Source organism: Flavobacterium fructosi (genome assembly GCF_042787335.1).
In the GTDB taxonomy this organism is placed as follows: domain Bacteria; phylum Bacteroidota; class Bacteroidia; order Flavobacteriales; family Flavobacteriaceae; genus Flavobacterium; species Flavobacterium fructosi.
In genome coordinates this window covers 144,149-167,919 of record NZ_JBHZQA010000008.1, presented here as the reverse complement: position 1 = coordinate 167,919, position 23,771 = coordinate 144,149, and the positions used below count along the sequence as shown (strand labels likewise).

17 protein-coding genes are annotated in these 23,771 nt (G+C 33.6%); 11 read left to right on the top strand and 6 right to left on the bottom strand.

The features are described from left to right. Positions 1-2,025 (top strand): T9SS type A sorting domain-containing protein (locus tag ACFX5D_RS12815; protein ID WP_379858574.1); only part of this gene is annotated, 2,025 nt, incomplete at its 5' end. 582 nt (positions 2,026-2,607) lie between these two features. Here ACFX5D_RS12815 and ACFX5D_RS12810 read toward each other — a convergent pair. Continuing rightward, positions 2,608-2,688: a DUF1543 domain-containing protein gene (locus tag ACFX5D_RS12810; protein WP_379858580.1), complete on the bottom strand. Its 81-nt coding sequence runs from the start codon at positions 2,686-2,688 to the stop codon at positions 2,608-2,610. Between the two features lie 205 nt (positions 2,689-2,893). Here ACFX5D_RS12810 and ACFX5D_RS12805 point away from each other — a divergent pair, with 205 nt between their 5' ends. After that, entirely contained in the window at positions 2,894-3,400 is a 507-nt protein-coding gene (locus ACFX5D_RS12805; RefSeq protein ID WP_379858573.1) for a hypothetical protein, read from the top strand. An 84-nt stretch (positions 3,401-3,484) separates the two neighbouring features. Here ACFX5D_RS12805 and ACFX5D_RS12800 read toward each other — a convergent pair whose 3' ends face one another. Together ACFX5D_RS12800 and ACFX5D_RS12795 are read right to left on the bottom strand one after the other, a co-directional pair. After that, positions 3,485-4,444, bottom strand: a complete 960-nt coding sequence (locus ACFX5D_RS12800) for a TerC family protein (RefSeq protein WP_379858572.1) — start codon at positions 4,442-4,444, stop codon at positions 3,485-3,487. Positions 4,445-4,621: 177 nt separating this feature from the next. Continuing rightward, on the bottom strand, positions 4,622-5,656 hold the full coding sequence (locus tag ACFX5D_RS12795; RefSeq protein ID WP_379858571.1) for a glutamine synthetase beta-grasp domain-containing protein: 1,035 nt from the start codon (positions 5,654-5,656) through the stop codon (positions 4,622-4,624). 263 nt (positions 5,657-5,919) lie between these two features. Between ACFX5D_RS12795 and ACFX5D_RS12790 the strand changes: the two genes are divergently transcribed. Further along, positions 5,920-8,109 (top strand): glutamine synthetase III family protein, encoded by a 2,190-nt coding sequence (locus ACFX5D_RS12790; protein WP_379858570.1) that lies wholly within the window; start codon positions 5,920-5,922, stop codon positions 8,107-8,109. Between the two features lie 385 nt (positions 8,110-8,494). Here the strand turns inward: ACFX5D_RS12790 and ACFX5D_RS12785 are convergent, their stop codons facing one another. Next, positions 8,495-9,613 (bottom strand): GTP cyclohydrolase, encoded by a 1,119-nt coding sequence (locus ACFX5D_RS12785; RefSeq protein WP_379858569.1) that lies wholly within the window; start codon positions 9,611-9,613, stop codon positions 8,495-8,497. A gap of 9 nt (positions 9,614-9,622) precedes the next feature. Then, positions 9,623-10,588: a transporter gene (locus ACFX5D_RS12780; RefSeq protein WP_379858579.1), complete on the bottom strand. Its 966-nt coding sequence runs from the start codon at positions 10,586-10,588 to the stop codon at positions 9,623-9,625. Positions 10,589-10,723: 135 nt separating this feature from the next. Between ACFX5D_RS12780 and ACFX5D_RS12775 the strand changes: the two genes are divergently transcribed. The 7 genes from ACFX5D_RS12775 (at position 10,724) to ACFX5D_RS12745 (ending at position 17,914) form a co-directional block, all read left to right on the top strand. Continuing rightward, positions 10,724-11,005, top strand: a complete 282-nt coding sequence (locus ACFX5D_RS12775) for a DUF4834 family protein (RefSeq protein ID WP_379858568.1) — start codon at positions 10,724-10,726, stop codon at positions 11,003-11,005. A gap of 94 nt (positions 11,006-11,099) precedes the next feature. Next, on the top strand, positions 11,100-13,514 hold the full coding sequence (locus ACFX5D_RS12770) for a YfhO family protein (protein WP_379858567.1): 2,415 nt from the start codon (positions 11,100-11,102) through the stop codon (positions 13,512-13,514). A 54-nt stretch (positions 13,515-13,568) separates the two neighbouring features. Further along, positions 13,569-13,733, top strand: coding sequence for a hypothetical protein (locus ACFX5D_RS12765; protein WP_379858566.1), 165 nt, complete (start codon positions 13,569-13,571; stop codon positions 13,731-13,733). A 6-nt stretch (positions 13,734-13,739) separates the two neighbouring features. Continuing rightward, a complete protein-coding gene (locus tag ACFX5D_RS12760; protein ID WP_379858565.1) occupies positions 13,740-14,210 on the top strand; it encodes a nucleotidyltransferase in 471 nt (156 codons plus the stop codon). A gap of 240 nt (positions 14,211-14,450) precedes the next feature. Further along, complete coding sequence (locus ACFX5D_RS12755; RefSeq protein WP_379858564.1) at positions 14,451-15,734, top strand: glycosyltransferase family 4 protein; 1,284 nt, start codon at positions 14,451-14,453, stop codon at positions 15,732-15,734. 50 nt (positions 15,735-15,784) lie between these two features. Then, entirely contained in the window at positions 15,785-17,251 is a 1,467-nt protein-coding gene (locus ACFX5D_RS12750; RefSeq protein ID WP_379858563.1) for an oligosaccharide flippase family protein, read from the top strand. A gap of 363 nt (positions 17,252-17,614) precedes the next feature. Beyond that, a complete protein-coding gene (locus ACFX5D_RS12745) occupies positions 17,615-17,914 on the top strand; it encodes a hypothetical protein (protein ID WP_379858562.1) in 300 nt (99 codons plus the stop codon). A gap of 4 nt (positions 17,915-17,918) precedes the next feature. Here ACFX5D_RS12745 and uvrA read toward each other — a convergent pair whose 3' ends face one another. Continuing rightward, positions 17,919-20,714, bottom strand: a complete 2,796-nt coding sequence (gene uvrA / locus ACFX5D_RS12740; RefSeq protein ID WP_379858561.1) for an excinuclease ABC subunit UvrA — start codon at positions 20,712-20,714, stop codon at positions 17,919-17,921. 210 nt (positions 20,715-20,924) lie between these two features. Here uvrA and ACFX5D_RS12735 point away from each other — a divergent pair, with 210 nt between their 5' ends. Next, positions 20,925-23,726: a triple tyrosine motif-containing protein gene (locus tag ACFX5D_RS12735; protein WP_379858560.1), complete on the top strand. Its 2,802-nt coding sequence runs from the start codon at positions 20,925-20,927 to the stop codon at positions 23,724-23,726. The last annotated feature ends 45 nt before the right edge of the window (positions 23,727-23,771 follow it).

Sequence of the window (23,771 nt, the reverse complement as noted above, 5' to 3'; positions counted from 1 at the left end):
GTGACCCTAACGCAACCAACTTGTTCTCTGCCAACTGGAACTATTACGGTTAGCGCTCCAATAGGTACTGGATTGACATACAGCATCAATGGTATTAATTATCAAAGTACCCTTATCTTCGCTGGTCTTGCAACGGGTAGCTATAACGTAACGGTAAAAAATAGCGCAGGTTGTATCTCTACAGCAACAATAGCGGTGATTCTTAGCGTACCGGCAGCACCGGTAGCGGCAATTGTGACCCTAACGCAACCAACTTGTTCTCTGCCAACTGGAACTATTACGGTTAGCGCTCCAATAGGTACTGGATTGACATACAGCATCAATGGTATTAATTATCAAAGTACCCTTATCTTCGCTGGTCTTGCAACGGGTAGCTATAACGTAACTGTAAAAGATAGCGCAGGTTGTATCTCTACAGCAACAGTAGCGGTGATTCTTAGTGCACCAACAGCACCGATAGCGGCAACAGTGACCCTAACGCAACCAACCTGCCTGTTGGCCACGGGAACCATTACGGTTAGCGCTCCAATAGGTACTGGATTGACATACAGCATCGATGGTATTAATTATCAAAGCACTCTTGTCTTCGCTAATCTTGCAGTGGGCAGCTATAACGTAACGGTAAAAAATAGCGCAGGTTGTATCTCTACAGCAACAGTAGCGGTGATTCTTAGCGTACCGGCAGCACCGATAGCGGCAACAGTGACCCTAACGCAACCCACCTGTCTATTGGCTACGGGAACCATTACGGTTAGCGCTCCAACAGGTACTGGATTGACATACAGCATCAATGGTATTAATTACCAAAGCACCCTTATCTTCGCTAATCTTGCAGTGGGCAGCTATAACGTAACGGTAAAAAATAGCGCAGGTTGTATCTCTACAGCAACAGTAGCGGTGATTCTTAGTGCACCAACAGCACCGATAGCGGCAACAGTGACCCTAACGCAACCCACCTGTCTATTGGCTACGGGAACCATTACGGTTACCGCTCCAACAGGTACTGGATTGACTTTTAGCATCAATGGCAGTACCTATCAAAGTAGCAATATCTTCACTGGTCTTGCAGTGGGCAGCTATAGTGTAACGGTAAATAGTGGTGGATGTATTTCCACAGCCACAGTAGCGGTACTTCTTAGTGCACCGGCACCAAGGGCAGCCATTGTTTATGCAGGAGCGTCATTATGTACTATAGAGACTATGGCAGCCGTAACCTTAACTGGAACGGGAGGTGGAACATTTACTTCTTCACCGGCAGGATTGACAATTAATAGCTCAACGGGATTAATAACACCAAGTGCGAGCGTTGTAGGTACGTATCTAGTAACTTATACCATTGCGGCGAGTAGAGGCTGTCCGGCAGCAGTAGCTACCACATCAGTATCAATTGAATCTTGTGGTGTTGCAGAAGGCTGTACTTTGGGATATTGGAAAAATCACACCGATAGATGGTGTTCAACCTATACCCCTTCAATGTTGTTTGGTAATGTGTTTGTAAATGCACCATCTAGTCTTGCTAATTTAACTTTATTACAGGCTCTAAATTCACGTGGTGGAGGTATTTATAATTTAGCTCGTCAAGGGGTAGCCGCTTTGTTGAATGCTTGTAGTGAAGAGGTTGATTATCCAGCACCTTATTCTAGTAATCCTCAATTAGTGGTAAATGCTGTTAATGTGGCATTTGTAACTGGAAATAATGCACCAGGAACGTTAGCAACTCAATTGGATATTCTTAATAATTCAGGTTGTCCTTTAGGTGGAACTAGTGCAACAACGAAATCTCCTGACATGAAAGTTACTTTAGCTCCAAATCCATCTTCAACTGACTTTGGATTGTATATTAAATCTTTGAGCGATGAACCCATCACTATAAGAATAGTAGATATACACGGAAGACTCATACGTCAATTTAAATCAACTCCTAAACAAACTATTCGTTTTGGAAGTGAGTTAGCTAAAGGATTATATTTTATTGAAGTTATTCAAGGAGATAAACGAGAAGTAGTCAAAGCACAAAAAATATAAAACGATAATTAATTTTTTTTTAGAAAGGGTAACGAGATAAAATCTTGTTACCCTTTTTTATTTAACCTGAATTCAACCATAAACATAATATTTGATAACATTACGAGGACTAAATATTTTAAAAAAAATGATAATAAATCATTCGCTTCTGTCCTCCTATTCTTAGGATAATCACAGAGATTTCTTTATTATAAAACCCGTTTCGAAGCTACTGGTGGTCACATTGGTAGAAGTCTGTCTTTGTATTTACGCTGTATTTTATTCTGCTAAAGTGTTCTTTTCCAATTTTTAACATTCGAAAAACCATAAGGTATTAATGTTTATGAATCACCAGACGGGTAGTTCGAAAGAAGCGGTTTTTTTGTTTTTATCACCCTCCCGAAGCCTGGACTCTCCAAAGGAAAGGAGGGTCGAAAAGGGAAATGAATGAGTTGTATGATTCTTGAATCCATATGGGTTTTGTCTTGCAATTAGACTTCGTAGAGTTGCATTGCGGGGTGTCTCTGCAATAACCATCCAAATTGCTAAAAAATAATTTTTCTGATGAGGAATTTTCAATCGCTTCTTTGGGACTAATTTAAATCAATAATTTTCGACCGTAGCAACTTCACGCCAGGCATCAATATGAATTTTTCCTTTGGCTTCAGGCCAAAAATTTTTCATCTGTGGGATCAAATTCTCCAAGGAAGTTCCAATTCCAAAAAAAATATCGCGCTGTTCTGTAAATCAGCCTTTCGGTTTATAGCCTAGTATTACCATGTATAATTTTAGTTTTTTTTCCATCTTTCAAAGCTACATTTTTTTTAAAATAAACTTTGGCACAGTTCATGAATATATTAAAAAAATAAACTATTAAAATATTTAAATCATGAAAAAGATAATTACCTTTTTAGCCATTGCAGGATTATTCACCTTGCAATCTTGTACTACTTCTGGCAGTTTTGAAATTGATCCTCTTCCAGTTGCGACAAGCGAAGTATTTGAAGTAAACGCTTCATTTAATTCAACTAATAATTATAGTCGATTGGTAACTTTAAATCCGCGCATATATTCTTCGGATGTGGTTTTAGTGTACCGCTTGACTGGTATAACATCACAAGGAAGTGACATTTGGAAATTGTTGCCAGAAACGCATTATTTTGCTGACGGAACATTAGACTTTGGTTTTGACTATGATTATACCACTACTGATGTAAGTATTTTTATGGTGGGTAATAATTTACAAACGGTTTCTACGAATTATAGATTGAATCAGGTTTTAAGGATTGTAATTACTCCAGCTGGTTTTTCTACAACAATAGATAAAAATAACATAAACGCAGTAATGTCGGCTTTAAATGTTGATAAAAGCCAAATTAAGAAAATTGATTTGTAGTTTACATTCTTAAATAAAAAAAGGGAATCGAAAGATTCCCTTTTTTTATGCTTTTTGATCAGTGAAATTTAAAATTTTTACAGCTCAATTATCTTCCTCATTAGTTTCCTTTTTATTTATTTTCAAGGATACTATGATTCCTGCTATTAGTGAAACCGCAATAAAAGCAAGTGATATCCATTCCGGCAATTCGATAAAATCATGAATCAACATTTTTAGACCTACAAAACTTAAGATAGCAATAAGGCTATATTCTAAATAGCTGAATCTTTCCAGCATATTGGCTAAAAAGAAATACATGGAACGCAAACCTAGTATAGCAAAAATATTAGAGCTAAAAACTAAAAAAGGATCACTGGTTATTGCTAAAATTGCAGGAACACTATCGAGTGCAAATACAACATCCATTACTTCAATAACTACTAATGCTACAAAAAGGGGTGTTGCCGCTGTAATATGTCGTCTTTTTACAAAAAAATGTTCTTTGTCTATATGATTGGAAACTGGAACAACTTTCTTTAAACTTTTATAAACGAATGATTTTTTAGGTTCAAATTTTTCATCTTCATTGTCAAACAGCATTCTCATTGCGGTGTAAATTAAAAATGCACCAAAAAGATACGTGGTCCATGCAAATTTATTGATCAACAAAACGCCAAAATAAATCATGGCACCTCTAAAAATGATTGCTCCCAATATTCCCCAAAACAAAACCCGGTGTTGGTATTTTTTTGGTATTTTAAAAGCGGAGAATATAACAGCAATAACAAATATATTATCCACACTCAGCGATAATTCAATAAGATAACCAGTAATGAATTTTATAGCTGCCGTTGCTGGTTTCAAATGATCTGGATTTGCAATGTAATCTGTACCGTAAAGCCAGTAAATAACTCCAGAAAACATAAAAGATAATGCCACCCAAACGGCAGTCCATTTTCCTGCTTCTTTGGAACTAATAATGTGTGGTGTTTTATTGAAAACGCCTAAGTCGAGTGCAAGAAATAGCAGAATAGCAATTAAGAATAATATCCAGACAATCATAAATTAAGTTATTTATTAAAGGTTAAACAAAGATACTTTTTGATTTTTAAGTTCGACCCTTATTTTAAACAAAGTTGGAGTTGGAAATTCATTACTGTCTATTTCTAAAAAAAAAAGTGCCTCCGTTTACGAAGACACTTTTAAAATATAAACAAATCGAGTTGTGAAAAGAGAAACTTATGCTAAAACAGAATCTTCAATTAAAACAGATTTTACAGTTTTTACAATTCGTGCAGCAATTTTGTATGGATCACCATTAGATGCCGGTCTTCTGTCTTCCAACCATCCTTTCCATCCTTTTTGAACGGTAATTAATGGGATTCTGATTGAAGCTCCTCTATCAGAAATCCCATAAGAGAAATCATGGATAGAAGCAGTTTCGTGCTTACCTGTTAAACGTTGGTCATTATACGCACCGTAGACTGCAATGTGTTCTGCAGTTACCGGTCTGAATGCCTCACATATTTTTTCATATATTTCTTGAGAACCACATGTTCTTAATACTTCATTAGAGAAGTTAGCATGCATTCCTGACCCGTTCCAATCGGTATCACCTAATGGTTTTGGGTGGTAATCAATATAGTAACCGTATTTTTCAGTCAAACGATCTAATAAATATCTGGCAATCCAAATTTCGTCACCTGCTTTTTTAGCACCCTGTGCGAATAATTGAAATTCCCATTGTCCACAAGCTACTTCTTGGTTAATTCCTTCAAAGTTAATTCCTGCAGCAATACATAAATCAGCATGTTCTTCTACTAAACTTCTTCCGTGCGTGTTTTTACCACCTACTGAACAATAGTACATACCTTGTGGGGCAGGGTAGCCCCCTATTGGAAATCCTAAAGGCAATAAAGTTTTAGTATCCATAATAAAATATTCTTGTTCGAAACCAAACCAGAAATCACCATCATCATCAATAGTAGCTCTACCATTAGAAGAGTGAGCAGTACCATCAGCATTCATAACTTCAGTCATGACTAAATATCCATTGATACGGGTTGGATCAGGATATATAGCAACAGGAACTAATAGACAATCAGACGAACCACCTTCTGCTTGTTTTGTAGAGGAACCGTCAAAAGACCAGTTCCCTATTTCTTCTATAGTACCTTTAAAATTTTCGTGTTCTTCAACTTTGGTTTTACTTCTTAAGTTTTGAGTTGGTTCATATCCGTCTAACCAAATGTACTCTAATTTTATTTTAGCCATAATAGTATAAATTATTTCGTTTTTCTTATTTGGATGCAAATATAAAATAAATTATTTAGGTGTTATAATTAGGGGGTGTTTTTCATTGTGTCGTATGTTATTTTTCACAGAAGTGTATTTTAGCCGGGGGTAAAAATTCAAAATGATAATTTTAAATAGGAATAAAAACTAATTTCACAATTGCAATAAGCAGCGTTTTTGTTTAATATTGATTATATTTGTCTGTTTATTAAATCTATTATAATAACTTAAAAATTGTAAACATGTCAACATTACGTTTTCAAGCTTTGAGAGAAGCGTCGAACAGAAAACCTGTTCATTTTGAAGAAACTGATAGAAAATCAACTCTTTTTGGTTCAAATGTTTTTAATGATAAAGCAATGAAGCAATTTCTAACTTCGGATGCTTTCAAAGGAGTGCAAGGAGCTGTTCAATATGGAACTAAAATAGACAGAAAATTAGCGGATTATATTGCAATGGGTATGAAGGAGTGGGCCTTGTCTAAAGGAGTTACGCATTATACGCACTGGTTTCAGCCACTTACAGGAACAACCGCTGAAAAACATGATGCTTTTTTTGAAACATCTTATGACGGCAGTGATCCCGTAGAAAAATTTGGAGGTACTCAACTAGTACAACAAGAACCAGATGCTTCCAGTTTCCCAAATGGTGGAATCAGAAACACATTTGAAGCAAGAGGGTATACGGCTTGGGATCCAACATCTCCTGCATTTATATATGGAACTACTTTATGTATTCCAACTGTTTTTATCTCCTACACAGGAGAAGCTTTAGATAATAAAATTCCCTTATTAAGAGCTTTATCTGCAATGGATACTGCTGCAACTGAAGTCTGTAAATATTTTGATAAAAATGTTAAGAAAGTAACGGCAACTTTAGGGTGGGAGCAAGAATATTTCTTAATCGATAAATCATTGGCTGACTCTCGTCCGGATCTTATCATGACTGGAAGAACTTTACTGGGACATACTTCTGCAAAAGGGCAACAATTAGATGACCATTATTTTGGTTCTATTCCAACTCGTGCTTTAACGTACATGAGAGATTTAGAGCAAGAATGTATGTTGCTTGGAATACCGGTAAAAACGCGTCACAATGAAGTAGCTCCAAATCAATTTGAATTGGCGCCTATTTTTGAAGAAACAAATTTAGCCGTAGATCATAACTGTTTGTTGATGGATGTAATGCAAAAAGTGGCGGAACGTCATGATTTGAAAGTATTGTTCCATGAAAAACCTTTCAAAGGTGTAAACGGTTCAGGAAAACACAACAACTGGTCATTGGCAACAGATACCGGAGTTAACTTATTAAGTCCAAGTAAAACGCCAATGAGCAATTTGCAGTTTTTGACTTTCTTTATCAATACTATTAAAGCGGTCAATGATTACGAAGCATTGCTTAGAGGAGCAATTGCAACAGCAAGTAATGACCACAGATTAGGAGCTAATGAAGCGCCACCTGCAATTATCTCTGTCTTTATTGGAGAGCAATTGACTAAAGTGTTGGCGGAATTAGAAGGTGTAACGGCCGGAAAATTATCACCGGAAGAAAAAACCGATTTAAAATTAAACGTAGTTGGGAAAATTCCAGATGTACTTTTAGATAATACAGACAGAAACAGGACTTCACCGTTTGCTTTTACAGGAAATAAATTTGAATTCAGAGCGGTGGGTTCTTCTGCTAACTGTTCTAATTCAATGACCACTTTGAATACTATTGTTGCAAAACAATTGAAAGATTTTAAAATTGAAGTAGATTCATTAATTGAATCTAAAGACATGAAGAAAGATGACGCTATCTTCAACGTATTAAGAGAATATATCAAAGTTTCTAAAAATATACTTTTCGAAGGAGACGGTTACAGTGAAGCTTGGGAAATTGAAGCAGGAAAAAGAGGTTTGAGTAACTTCAAAACAACTCCCGAAGCATTAAAAGCGAGAGCTTCTAAACAAGCATTAGATTTGTTTTCTGAAATGGGTATCATGAACCACATTGAAGTTGAAGCACGTTACGAAATTGAATTGGAGGAGTATACTAAGAAAATTCAAATTGAAGGTCGAGTTTTAGGTGATATTTCTAAAAATCACGTAATTCCTACGGCTATCCGTTATCAAAATACTTTGATTGAAAACGTTAAAGGATTGAAAGATATTTTTGGAGCTGAATTTGAATCAATTGCAAAAGAGCAAATTGTTTTAATCAAAGAAATTTCCGGACATATTGAAGGAATCAATTCTAAAGTGGAAGAGATGACCAATGAAAGAAAGAAAGCAAACATTCTTACTGATGCGCAAGAAATGGCTGAAGCTTACTGTAATGAAGTGAAACCTTATTTTGAAATAATCCGTGAGCACTGCGATAAACTGGAATTATTAGTTGATAATGAGCTTTGGACATTAACTAAATACAGAGAATTGTTGTTTACAAAATAATATTAAAATCTCTTAAATTTTACACCCGATCGGTTTCGAAGCTTGTCGGGTTTTTTTTTACGGTTTTATTTTCTGCCATAATGGATTCGGAATTTTATAATGACAAATGGCCTTTCATAAGACCGAATAACGAACGTGCTATTTTAGAAAGTAAATAATTCCAAAGAAATAAAAATTTTGAATTGAAAGGTTCGGAGCCGATTTTTAACAATAAAATAGGCCTTGCGATAAACACTCAAAGCAAAAAAGAAGTAGAAAAATTCGCTTCTACTCCTTTTGTTTTAATAATTTATTCTTACAAGATTATTTTCAGTGACTTTGCGGTGGCTGATGGACTTTTTTTGTTATTATATTAAAATTAATTTCTATAAATGGGATTTTACAATTATAATTCTCTGCGAAAGGTGCATCTTCTTTTATGGACAACGGTATTAAAATGTTTCCATAAGTTATGAATAGCTAAATTGTCAGCTAATTCGGGAGTTCTGAAGCAATTTATAATTCCTTTTTCTCTGAAAGTTTCGTAATATTCCTTAAAAATAATTGCTGTAACTGCTTTGTTTTGATATTCTGGGAGAACACCAATAAGATAGAAGAGCACATCTTTACTTTGTTTTTTTGCTTTCAGCAAATGCAGGAATCCAAAAGGGAATAATTTTCCTTTCGATTTTTGCAAAGCTTCCGAAAAAGAAGGCATCACGATACTGAAAGCAACAATATTATGGTCTTTATCTTCCACAAATTTGATGAATTCTGGATTGATAAAACTAATATATTTTTTCTTAAAATACTCTTTTTCTGTATCTGAAATAGCTACGAAGGAAGATAAGGAAGCATAAGATTTATTGAATAAATCGAACATTTTATCTACATGAGGCATTACTTCTTTGGTGGTTTTGAAATTGAGCGGACTTAACTGGTATCTTCTTTTTACCAATTCATTCGCTTTTTCAAAAAATTCCGGTTTTACATTTGAAAAAGGAAATTTACTTTCAATATATTCTTTCTCTTTAAAGTAACCCAACTGTTCAAAATGAGTGGCATAATACAGATGATTGTACCACGTAATCATCGTGCCCATTTCTTCAAAACCTTCAGTAAGAACTCCTACCTTATCCAAGTTAGAAAATCCCATTGGACCCTCAACGTATTCTAATTTATTTTTTCGTCCTAATTCGTTGACTTTTTCAAGTAATGCCTTGGTCACTTCAATATCATCTATAACATCAAACCAACCGAAACGCACTTTCTTTTTTTGTTGGTCATTTACTTCCTTCCAATTAATGATAGCAGCAATCCTTCCTACAATTTTGTAGTCTTTGTAAGCGATGTAAAAATAGGCTTCGGCATTTTCGAAAGCAGGGTTTTTTGTTTTGTCAAAACTTTCCAGTTCATCTGCGATTAATGGAGGAACCCAGTTTTTATTATTTTTATATAAAGAAAAAGGGAATTTAATGAAATCCGTTAATTCATTTTTTGTTTTAGCTTCTTTTATTGTAATCATTATAGGATTTTATAGTGTATTTTCTATTTCGTCTTTGCGTTTTTTATTTTTTTTCTCTGCTTTTTTTATTGACTTAGATTTTTTGTTTCCGCCTTTATCAAGGTCCATTCTTACTTCTTGATAATTAGCATCATAGCGCCAAGAAAAGCCAACGCCTCCATAAAGTACTGTTGGTGTATCCTTGAAATTTGTACTTACAGATGCGTCAATTTGCATGTCTTTATTCAATAAATAAGCAGCACCTCCTCTGAGGATTGCATCGCTGTAAAAATCGCTTTTGAATCCTTGATTTTCTATGAACCCAGACCATTTATCATTGAATCCTTTTGTAAAAGTTATCACATAACCATAACTTGGATAGTCAGTTGTTACGTAATCAGCAATGATATTGGTTACGAAAACCCATGTTCCGTCGCCCAAATGATTTTGGGTAATCAACATGATTTTTGGAGAAATATTTGCATCTCGAGAAAAAGAGTATGGATTGTCAGCCATGGTAAAATTGGCACCTGCAAAAACAGAAACTGCAGGAATCAATTGGTGCCAATTGAACGAATGATTCGCTTTCCAGCTGTATACATTTACCTTTTTCTCATAATTTTTGAATGGATCATAGATCAAATATTTTGCTCCCAAAACAGTTTGTTTTAAAGCTGATTTTTTGACACTGCTTAATGGAGTTGTGAATTTTTCATTTTGGTATTGTAAATCGGCTACTAATTCTAATTTTTCAAGAAAGAAGCCATACCTTAAAGTCAAATCCATTCCAATTCCATTCGCATCATAATTCAGTAAACGATGATTTTCTTTTATTCCATATATCCCTGTTTCAACTTGAATTACTTTTTTTCCTACCGCAAAAGCGGACATCGTTTCTCCAGGTCTATTTGAATTAATTTGGTCAGTATGTTGGCCATATTGAACAAACGGAATCATAAAAATAGCAGCGACAAATAAGATTTTGATTTTCATGATATTATTTTTTTGAAGTTAAAAGTAATAACGCATTTCAAATGTACTATATTTTATCATTTATTTAAGAATGATATTTCACTTTTGTCCCGAAGGTTCGGGATGAATTTATTAATTTTGGAAAAAAATATTTTGATTATGCAAACAGCCTCTTTTACAGGTTTTATAGAAACCATCTTTTACATAATAGCTTTCTATTATATTTTTAAATTTTTGGCGAAATTATTTTTGCCTTTATTGGTTAAAAAAGTAGTGCAGAAAGCAGGAGAGAACTTCCAGAAACAGCAACAATACTCGCAAGACAACTCTTGGAACAAAACTAAAAGTAAGGATGAAGTCATTTACGACAATGCAAATTCTAAAAATCCTCGCGAAACCAAAAAAGTAGGAGATTATGTGGATTATGAAGAAATTGATTAAGTTTGCACCAGATAGTTTACTTGGTTGACCAAAATCTGATTTTATTCGGGTTTTCCAAATCAAATGATAAACTTTAAAACTCTAAACTTTTTTAATGAAAATTCTTAATAAGTTCTATCCGCACGCCTTAGCCATACTTGGTTTTGTACTCATTTCTCTTATTTATTTTTATCCTGTTTTACAAGGAAAACAAATTTTTCAGTCGGATATTGTTCAATATACCGGAATGGCTAAAGAGCAGAATGATTTTAGAGCCTCGGATCACATAGAACCCTATTGGACAAACGCTGCTTTTGGAGGAATGCCTACCTATCAATTGGGAGCGAAATACCCACACGATTATATTGGAGTGATTGATGACGCATTGCGTTTTTTGCCGCGTCCTGCCGATTATTTATTCCTCTACTTTCTTGGCTTTTACGGATTGTTACTAGTGATGAAGATTGATCCTTTGAAAGCCTTTTTTGGTGCATTAGCTTTTGGTTTCTCTACCTATTTGATTGTGATTTTGGGTGTAGGACACAATGCCAAAGCGCATGCGATTGCTTATATGCCACTTGTTATTGCAGGATTTATATTGGTTTTTCGAAAAAAGTATGTTTTGGGTGGTTTAATCACCATGTTTGCTGTGGCATTAGAAGTTAATGCCAACCACTTTCAAATGACGTATTATCTGCTAATTTTCTCATTGATACTTTCCGGTTATTTTATTTATCAGGATGTCAAAGAAAAGCAGTATAAATCTATGCTTTACTCTTTTGGCGTTTTAGCGGTGGCAGGTATTTTTGCTATTGGAGCCAATGCTACGAATTTATTGGCAACTACTGAATATGCCAATTTTAGCATACGTGGAAAAAGTGAATTGACCTTCAATCCTGACGGATCAAAAATCATCGGCAATAGCGCCATGAGCAAAGAATATATTACAGAATACAGTTACGGAATAGCCGAAAGTTTTAATCTTATTGCGCCAAGAATTTTTGGAGGTTCTAATAATGAAGCGCTAGGAAAAGACAGTAAGATGTACGATTTCATGATTGGTCAAGGGGTGCCAGAAGGACAGGCAAACGATTTTGTCTCTGGAATGCCAACGTATTGGGGCGATCAGCCTATTGTGGCAGCACCTGCTTACATTGGAGCCGTTGTTTTCTTCTTGGGGATTTTAGCCTTATTTATTGATAAACGAAAAATTAAATATGTATTTCTTTCGGGGGCAGTACTTGCTTTAGTACTTTCTTGGGGTAAAAATTTCCCGACGTTGACGGACTTTTTTATAGATTATATTCCGATGTACGATAAGTTTAGAGCAGTTTCATCTATTCAGGTAGTTTTAGAATTATGTTTTCCAGTTTTAGCGATAATGGGATTGCAATCTTTTATGAAATCTGAAAAAGAAGAACAATTACAAGCTTTATGGCAAACTGCTGCAATAGGTGTTGGAACACTTGTTATTTTGTTTTTATTAAAAGGGATGCTCAGTTTTTCTGGAGGCAGTGACAGCTATTTTCTTAAAAGCTACGGTCCCGGTTTTGTAGATGCGCTTAAAGAAGACAGAAAGAGTTTGTTTAGCGCTGATTTATTGCGTTCTGGTTTCTTTATCTTACTTTCAGCGGGTATTTTATGGATGTTTATAAAGCAAAAATTAGCTCAAAATACAACTGTAATTCTAGTTGGTTTATTGATGATTTTCGACTTGTTTTTTGTCGATAAAAAATATGTTTCAGCTAAAGATTTTGTTTCTGGACGTGAGGTCGAAGTACCTTTTCAGGAAAGCCCTTCGGATACACAAATTCTAAAAGACACTACCAATTATCGCGTTTTTGAAGTAAACGGATTATTAAACGCCAGATCTTCCTATTTTCATAAATCTATTGGAGGGTATAGTGCGGTTCGACCTCGAAGAATGCAACAATTATTCGATTACCAAATTGCCAAAAATAACATGGAAATTCTTAATATGTTGGATGTGAAGTACGTTATTCAAACGGATAAAGAAGGAAAAGAATTTCCAACGTCGAATCCTAATGCCAATGGAAGCGCATGGTTTGTGAGCCAAGTAAAATTAGTGAATTCTGCTGATGAAGAAATGAAAGCTTTGGATAGTTTGGATTCTAAAAATGTAGCGATCGTAAATAGTAAAGACTTTACAGTTAAAAATAAGGCTTTCGCCAAAGATAGTCTGGCTACCATAACTTTGGATTCATACAAACCCAATCATTTAAAATACACTTCCAATAATACCAATGAAGGTTTAGCTGTTTTCTCCGAAATGTATTATGGAAAAGGTTGGAATGCTTCTATCGATGGAAAAAAGATAGATCACATTCGTGTGGATTATGTTTTAAGAGGATTGCAAATTCCAGCAGGAAAACATTTGGTAGAATTCAAATTCGAGCCTCAAGTTATCAAAACAGGAAGTACGATTACTTTAATTAGTTCGATAGGAATGTTGTTGCTTTTGATTGGAGGAATTTATTTTGAAAGGAAGAAAAAGACGTTAACTGTCTAATATTTATTTGTAATTTTGATATGATTTCAAACGGATTCTAAATTTATAAATGTAATGGGCAAAGTCAAATTAAATCACGCACCTCCAATACTAATGGAAGCAAGATATATTGAAGAAATAAGACATTTGACCTATCAACAACGTTTTGAAAAATTGATGGCAATAATAGAACTTTCATGCATACTAAAATCGGCAAAAAAATATTCAAAATCAAAATAATTTGAAATGGATATACACAAACAAATAATAGATGTTTGGAAGTACTTGTCAGAAAATAATGTAAACTATCTTACCATCGGTGGATTTGCAGTCAATATTTATGGCTACGGAAGAAATACAGGAGATATTATTATTTTTATAGAAGATACAATTGCTAATCGTGAAAATTTAAGAAAAGCCATTACACAAATGGGATTAGGCGATTTTGAAAGTATAAAAACGATGCGATTTATTCCAGGTTGGACAGATTTTACTCTAAATATTAATTTTAGATTGGATATTATGACTTCTGTTAAAGGTTTAGAAAATCAGCCTTTTGCAACACTTTTAGAAAAAGCAAATATCATAGAAATAGATGGAATTCCAGTCTTTTTTATTGATTATGATAATTTAATTATTGCGAAAAAAGCAGCCAACAGACTTAAGGACCAACTTGATATTGAAGAGTTGGAGAAACTAAACAATAAAAACATTTAATAGAATTATGAAGGAGTTCTTTCGTTTAAAATCATTTCAAAATATAGTACCTTGGCTTTTTCTTTTAGGGATTATTCTTGGAACTATGAGTGCTTCACATGAAGCTACGATCATTAAATTTAAGATAACTAATTTTATGCTTGTTTTTATGGTGCCTTTATTTTTTACGTTAAGAGGCGTATATAAAAATAGTAGATTGTTTTTAAATGATTTAAAATCAATTAAAACAAATCCTTAAACTTGGAACAAAAACAAATCCTAATCATTACCTACTATTGGCCACCGGCTGGAGGACCTGGCGTGCAACGTTGGCTTAAATTTGTCAAGTACTTGCCGGATTTTGGTATTCAACCTATTGTTTATATTCCAGAGAATCCAACGTATCCTATTGTGGATGAAAATTTAATAAAAGAAGTTTCGAATAAAGCAATTATTCTGAGACATAAAATTTTTGAACCGTATCAACTGGCGTCTTTTCTTTCGAAAAATAAAACGAAGAAAATCAGTTCAGGAATTATTCCAAATCAGAAAAAGCAATCTTTTCTGGACAAAACTTTTCTTTGGATTCGCGGGAATCTTTTTATTCCTGATGCCCGTGTCTTCTGGGTAAAACCATCGGTTTCTTATTTAGAAAAATATATTCAAGAAAATAATATTGATACCATTATCACTTCCGGTCCGCCGCACAGTTTACATCTCATTGGATTAGAATTAAAACAAAAATTAAACGTAAAATGGTTTGCTGATTTCCGCGATCCTTGGACAACTATTGGATATCATAAATCATTACGATTGTCTAATTATGCGGCCAAAAAGCACAAAACGTTAGAGCATCAAGTTTTAAATATTGCTGACACAATTATCGTGACGAGCAAAACCACTAAAACAGAGTTTGAAGCGATCACAGACAAGCCCATTGCGGTAATTACTAATGGTTATGATGATGAGAATGTAGAAAAGCAAATTTTGGATACGAAATTTAGTTTGGCGCACATTGGTTCTTTTCTTTCCGAAAGAAATCCTTGTGTTTTATGGGAAAGTTTAGTCGAATTAATTAATGAAATTCCTGATTTCAAATCGCATTTGGAAATCAAATTGATTGGCGCTGTAAGCCAAGAAGTTTTAGAAACCCTTTCCCAATTTGGATTAAATTCCTATTTGAGTAATCTGGGTTATGTTTCGCATTCTGAAGCAATTGCATATCAAAGAAAATCACAAGTTTTGTTGCTTATTGAAATCGATTCTGAAGTTACGAAAAGCATAATTCCAGGAAAATTATTCGAATACATGGTTTCTAACAGACCTATTATTGCCATTGGGCCAAAGGATTCTGATTTTGCCGACATCATAACGACTACCAATACGGGTGTGTTCTTTAAGTATTCTGAAAAAATGAGATTGAAAAGTGTAATTTTGGACTTTTACAATCAGTTTTTGCAAGGCAAACTTCAGTCAAACGGAGTTGGTTTACAGCGCTATTCCAGAAGAAACCTTACGAAAGAGTTAGCACAATTGATAAATTAAAAGAGTCCGAGTTATTACAACTTTAAACATAAAAACATTAAACTCCTAAAATGGGAATAGTATTAAATCAGTCCTTAAAGAATACCGTAATAACCTATATTGGATTTGGAATTGGCGGAATAAACACTATTTATTTGTATCCTGTTTTTCTTGGAGCAACTTTTTATGGTTTAACTAATTACGTAACTTCTTGCGCGAATGTCATTATGCCATTATTTGCAATTGGAATGCAAAATACCTTAGTAAAATTTTATTCTCAATATCAAACTGAAGAGGAAAAATCCCGTTTTTTATCCTTTACTGTTTTATTCCCTTTATTACTAATAATTCCAATGTTGCTAATTGGTCTTATCTTTTATGATGAGATTTTATTCTTTTTATCCAAAAAGAATGCCATTGTCAAAAGTTATATCTGGTTGATACCATTTATTGGATTATGTATGGCCTACTTTGAAATCTTTTATGCCTGGTTACGAGTACACATGCATTCGGTTTTTGGTAATTTTATTAAGGAAGTAGGTTTGCGATTGTTTTCGTTATTCCTATTGATTGGAGTTTATTACAATTGGCTCACTGTAGAAGGGTTTGTTTATGCAACAGCTGGATTGTATTTTTTGGCATTTCTGGTAACAATGTTCTATGCATTTAGCATCCAAAAACCCACTTTTCAGTTTACAATACCCGTAAACACGAAAGAAATATTGACCTATACTTTTTATATTATATTGTCAGGAAGTGTTGCTAATTTACTTTTGGATGGAGATAAAATGATTCTTAATCAATATATGCATATCGAAAATATTGCTTTTTATTCTGTTGCAACCTATATTGCATTAGTAATATCTGTTCCCAGTAGAGCAATGCATCAAATCGTTTATCCTATTACTGCACGATTAATGCACGAAAATAAGCAAGAGGAACTTAATGATCTTTACAAAAAAACCTCAATTAATCTGCAAGTAGTTGGCGGTTTGGTGATGTTGGGTATTTTTGTTAATATCAATCAATTGTATGAAATGGTTCCCAAGGAGTACAGTGGAGGTATTTTGGTCGTTTTTATGATTGGGATTTCTAAATATTTTGATTTGATATTGGGGAATAATAATGCGATAATTTTTAATACGAAATATTACCGAACGGTTTTGTTTTTGGGCGTAGGTTTAGTAGTGCTAACCGTAGGACTGAATATGATTTTTATCCCAATATATGGTATTATGGGTTCTGCTTTTGCGACTTTGTTATCAATTACTTTATATAGTTTAGCGAAACTGCTTTTTGTGGTGAAGCGCTTGCATTTGTATCCTTTTACCAATCAAACGTTATATTCTATTGTGATTACTTTTATTTTGTTTCTATTATTTTATTTCTGGCAGTTCCCTTTTCATCCTATTATTTCTATTGCAATGAAATCAATTTTAGTAACCATTTTATACGTGTATGTCAATTATAAAATTGCCATTTCCGTCGAAATAAATCAAGTAATAGATAATCTTTTGAAACGATTAAAAATAAAGTAATCTAGGGTTGCTATAACTCAAAATAGACAGAAACAAATCAAAATATAATTTTTTAACTGCAAAACGACTGGGATCTATTTTCTTGAATTAGAAAGTAGATACCAGTCGTTTTTATGTTGTTTTAGTAATTATCTAAAAAGTGTGAATTTTGTAAATCTGTCGGACTATTATGTAATATGTAAGAGCGATTTTAAAAATATATTTGTAATCTAATTTAGTATTAGAAATATTAAATTATTAGACATAATTGAAAAATCACTAAAAGTGGGTATTGTATGAATTATATCGAACCCTTAATTTTGTAATTAATTATTTGTCTAAGTTGATTAAAAAAAATAATTAGCCAATATAAAAATAATAGTTATGAATATTTCCCAAATCACAAGTGAAGATAATTTACAAAAATATTCAAATATTATTGCTAATAAAATTAGCAATGGATTTGTAATTGAAGAAAGGAATGATAAATTACCGTTTGCCGTTTTATCAAAAGATGCTAAAGCAGTAGATCATGGTTTCAATTTTCTAATATGCTGCGTTACGTTAGGATTGTGGACTATACCGTGGATATATCAGACTTATGTTTCTTCGAAAGAACAAAAGATATTAGTTGCTATCGATGAGGATGGAAATACCTTTGAAGAAAACTGTTATATCGGATAGGTTTTTATATTTTTTCTTTAAGGTATTGTCCGGTTACAGATTCCTTTATTTTTACAATTTGTTCAGGAGTTCCCACAGCCAATAATTTCCCACCATTTTCGCCACCTTCTGGGCCTAAATCAATAATCCAATCTGCACATTTTATCAGATCAAGGTTGTGTTCAATTACTATTATTGAATGACCTTTTTCTATCAAAGCATCAAATGAAGCTAATAGTTTCTTGATGTCGTGAAAATGCAATCCTGTTGTAGGTTCGTCAAAAACAAAAAGTGCTTTATCCTTTGTCGCTCCTTTCACCAAGAACGAAGCTAGTTTTATACGCTGGGCTTCTCCACCAGAAAGAGTTGAAGAGGATTGTCCTAATTGCACATATCCCAAGCCAACATCCTGAAGCGGTTGCAATTTTTGAATGATTTTATTTTGCTTATGAGCTGTAAAAAACGCAATAGAATCATCGACAGTCATAGTTAGAATATCGTGTATGTTTTTACCTTCAAAAGCAACTTCCAAAACTTCCTTTTTAAATCGTTTTCCATTACAAGTTTCACAAGGCAGTTGTACATCGGCCATAAAAACCATTTCTACATTTATAGAGCCCTCCCCTTTGCAGGTTTCGCATCTGCCGCCATCAACATTAAAAGAAAAATGTTTCGCTTGATACCCTCTTATTTTCGACAATTTTTCTTTGGCATATAATTCCCTAATATCATCATAAGCCTTGATATAAGTCACTGGATTAGAACGGGAACTTCGTCCTATAGGATTTTGGTCGACATATTCAATATGCTTAATTTGTGAAAATGAACCTGTCATTTCAGTAAATTGTCCTGCTTTTTCTCCTGCATTCTCCAGTTTTTTTTGCATTGCCGGAAACAAAATTTTCTTAACAAGTGTACTTTTTCCGCTTCCTGAAACACCAGTGATTACAGTTAATACATCCAGAGGAAAAGTAACATCTATATTTTGTAGATTATGCTCTCTGGCGCCTTTTATTTTGACAAAATTCTTGAAAGATCTTCGTTTTTTGGGAACGGTAATTTCTAGATCTCCATTTAAATATTTTGCTGTAAGTGAAGTCAACTTTAGGATTTCCTCATAAGTTCCTTGAGCGACTAAATGACCACCTAAAGTTCCCGCTTCCGGGCCAATATCGATAATCATATCAGCTGCTTTCATGATATCTTCATCGTGTTCTACCACAATAACAGTATTGCCTAAATCACGAAGAGATAACAATACTTTTATCAAGCGTTCTGTATCTTTTGGGTGTAAACCAATACTTGGTTCATCCAGGATATACATTGATCCCACTAAACTGCTTCCCAGTGAAGTCGCTAAATTAATGCGTTGTGATTCCCCTCCTGATAGTGTTGCTGAATTTCTGTTTAAAGTAAGGTAATCCAAACCAACTTCCGTTAAAAACGATAAGCGATTATTTATTTCTACCAATAAACGTTTTGCAATTTGCTTCTCGTAAAGATCTAAATCGATGCTATCAAAGAAACGAACGAGATGCTTAATAGGTAAATCAACTAAATCAGAAACCGTTTTAGAATTAATTTTTACGTAAGAGGCCTCTATTCGCAGGCGTTTTCCCTTACAGGAGTAGCATTTGGTTTTTCCTCTATAGCGAGAAAGCATCACTCGGTTTTGTATTTTATAATTTTTTTCTTCCAGTTCTTTAAAGAAACTATTCAGTCCTTGAAAATATTCATTTCCATTCCAAATCAATTCTTTTTGATCTTCTGATAACTGATAGAAAGGCTTGTGAATTGGAAAATCAAACTTGTAAGCATTGTTAACGAATTCATCTCGAAACCAACTCATACTCTCGCCACGCCAAGGAAAAATGGCATTTTCGAATACTGATAAAGTGGTGTTTGGGACTACTAATTCAGCGTCAATTCCTATTATATTTCCGTAACCTTCACATACTGGGCAGGCACCATAAGGATTATTGAAACTAAATAGATGCACATTTGGTTCCAGAAAGGTAATACCATCGAGTTCAAAATTATTGGAATAAGAATATCTTTTATCCGAATTTAATTCCTGTAAATGACAAATTCCCTTTCCTTCAAAAAAGGCAGTCTGTACCGCATCGGCAAGACGATTGTAGAACTCTTCTTCTCCGGAAGTTTCGGGATTGACTACAATTCGGTCAATAATTAAAAAGATTTCTTTTTTATTTAATGCATCTGGCAAATCGTCTAGACGAACCATTTCATTATTAACTAAGATTCGGGAAAATCCTTGTTGTAAAAGCACTTTTAGTTTGTCTTCCAGTTTTCTTCCTTCTTCAAGATGAATAGGAGCGAGGAGTAGCCATTTGCTATCGATTTTGAAGCTCTTTACTTCTGTGACAACATCAGTAACCGTATTTTTTTTGACTTCCTGCCCAGAAACGGGTGAATAGGTTCTGCCAATTCTGGCAAACAACAATTTTATATAATCATAAATTTCAGTCGAAGTTCCTACCGTAGAGCGGGCATTTGTCGTATTTACTTTTTGTTCGATTGCAATGGCTGGAGCAATTCCTTTGATATATTCAACTTTTGGTTTGTCTAATCTTCCAAGGAATTGTCGTGCATAGGAAGATAAACTTTCAACATAACGGCGTTGCCCTTCTGCATATAAAGTATCAAATGCTAAACTTGATTTTCCAGAACCCGAAAGCCCAGTTATAACCACTAATTTATTTCTGGGAATCGCAACATCTACATTCTTTAAGTTATGTACTTGTGCGCCTTTTATGATGATATTTTTTTTTGGATCTAAGGTAGAAAGGTCAACTTGCATAAAATCAATAATTTTACACAAAAGTAATCAATTTTCAACTGAGAAAAGGGATTGAACAAATCACAAATTTTATTTAATAAAAGCATTTTTAGGAATGAAAATAGCATTAAAATGTTCATTTTTTTAAATTGTATGGTTTAAATATTCGCTTTAAAAATAAAAACAATATTTTTAAGATTATTTTTGAAATAAATTAATATCTCTATTCAATTGAAAACGAAATTATATATTTTATTCATTTTACTTTCTACTTCTCTTTTTTCTCAGGAGTTGCCGCCCATTGTAAAATATGCTCCAACAACTTATGCTGCAGGTAATCAAAACTGGATGATTTCGCAAGATCAGCAACACTATGTTTATTTTGCTAATAATGATGGTCTTTTAGAATTCAATGGCTCTACTTGGGAATTGTATGCATCGCCAAACGAAACTATTGTTCGTTCTGTGAAAGTCATAGGTAACAAAGTTTATACTGGCAGTTACATGGAATTTGGTTTTTGGAAAAGACAAACCAATGGGAAATTAAAATATACTTCCTTGAGTAATACCATAAAAAATAAAATTCTTGATGATGAGCAGTTTTGGAACATATTAAGTTACGATCAATGGGTTATTTTCCAATCATTAAACAGAATTTATATTTATGATTCAAAAACTGGAAATTTCAAAATAATTGAAGCTAGCAATAGTATTACCAAGTCTTTTAGGACTAAAAACTCCATTTATTTTCAAACTACTAACGAAGGACTTTTTGAAATTGAAAGCGGAAAAGGAAGATTAGTTTCGAATAATCCTGTGTTAAAAAATAACAGGGTAGTCAATGTTTTTTCTATCGATGAAGGACTGCTAATTCAAACCCAGTTAAACGGTTTTTATAAATTGGTGGGAAATGATTTGTCAAAATTTTCAACAGAGGCGGATTCTCAATTAAATGACAGCAGTGTTTATAGCAGTCAGTTGCTTTCTGATGGGAGTTACGCGCTGGGGACAATTTCTAACGGAATTTTTATTTTAACGAAGGAAGGAAAAATTAAATATCATATTTACCAGAGTAAAGGATTGAGCAACAATACCGCATTGTCCTTGTTTGAGGACGTTGATAAAAATCTGTGGGTTGGTTTAGACAATGGTATTAACTGCCTTAATCTTCAGTCTCCTATTCAAAATTTTGTTGATAACACAGGAAATTTAGGTACAATATATACCTCAAAGTTGTACAATGGGAAATTATATATAGGAACCAATCAAGGATTGTTTTATAAAGAGTATCAGACGGATAATGAATTTAAATTCATCAATGGCACAAAGGGCCAAGTTTGGTCTTTATTTGAATATGACGGAACTTTGTTTTGTGGCCATGACTCTGGAACATTTATTGTTGATAATGGGGCTGCAAGAAATATATTTCTGAAATCAGGGACCTGGAAACTTGAAACTGTACCTAATCAAAAAGACTTGTTGCTTCAAGGAAATTATTATGGAATTTCAGTATTGGAAAAAGTTGATAATCTGTGGCGTTTTAGAAATAAAATAAAAGGATTTGATTATTCCGCCAGATATCTGGAAATTACCAATTCGCTTGAAGTCTATGTAAGCCATGAATACAAAGGAGTTTTTAGATTGCAACTAGATAATAAATTGCTAAAAACGGATGGTTTTACAACTTATGTAACCCCACAAAAAGGGAAAAATGCGAGCTTAACAAAGTTTAATAATGCAATTTATTATGCTTATAAAGAGGGCATTTTTAAATTGAATGCAAAAACGAAACAATTTGAAAAAGATAAATTATTGAGTTCCGTTTTTGAAAAAGATGAATATACATCAGGGAAATTAATAGTTGATAATTCCAATAAAATCTGGTTATTCTCAAAAAATTATATTCATTATTTCTCCTTGAGTAAATTGAGTAATCAGCTTAAGCAAAATGTGATTCCAATTCCTGCATCACTAACGAATTCTATGTTGGGATTTGAAAATATTTCTCAAATTTCAAATTCTGATTACCTGATAGGTACAACCGATGGGTACTATACAATGAATATTAATGACTTGAGTTTTAAAAATTACAATGTTTCAATATCTAATATTGCCACTAATAAGTTGAATGAAACTGTAGAAAATAGATCCATTCAAGAGAATGGAAGCTTTAAATACGATGATAATAATATCACATTCAGTTACACAGTGCCTGAATATAATAAGTATATCAATGCTGAATATCAGTTTCTTTTAGAAGGATTTCAAGACGAATGGAGTGAATGGAGTGCAAAACCCACAGTGAATTTCAAAAATTTACCTTCTGGCGACTATGTGTTTAAAGTAAGAGCAAAATTTGCCAATTCAAGTCTAGAAAATACGGCAATATATTCCTTTAGCATACGTAAACCATGGTATGCAACGACTTTGGCTATTTTTATTTATCTGATTTTGAGTCTCGTTTTAGCACGATTCATTCATAAAACTTATAAAACTTATTACCAAAAGCAAAAAGAAAAACTGATAGAAGAAAATAATCTTTTATTGGAAATTAAAGAGCTTGAAAATGAGCAGGAGATAATGAGAGTGAGGAACGAACAGCTCTCACAAGATGTTGACACCAAAAGCAGAGAATTGGCTGTCTCTACGATGAGTCTAAATAGTAAAAATGAATTGTTAGCTTTTATAAAAGACGATTTGAAAAAAACGACTGATGATGGAAACAGAAGTATTAAATCTGTAATATCTACTATCAATAAAAACATCACGGAGGACGATACTTGGAGCGTTTTTAAAGAAGCTTTTGATAATGCGGATAAAGACTTTTTGAAAAAAATTAAATTAGCACATCCGTTGTTAACACCAAATGACTTAAGATTATGCGCGTACCTTAGATTGAATCTTTCTTCTAAAGAAGTTGCTCCTTTATTAAATATTTCAGTACGTAGCGTCGAAATAAAAAGATACCGTTTACGCAAAAAAATGGATTTATCACACAAACAAGGACTTGTTGAGTACATTTTGGCTGTATAGTTTTCAATTTATTCCATGGTAAGAACTATACATTACCACAACATT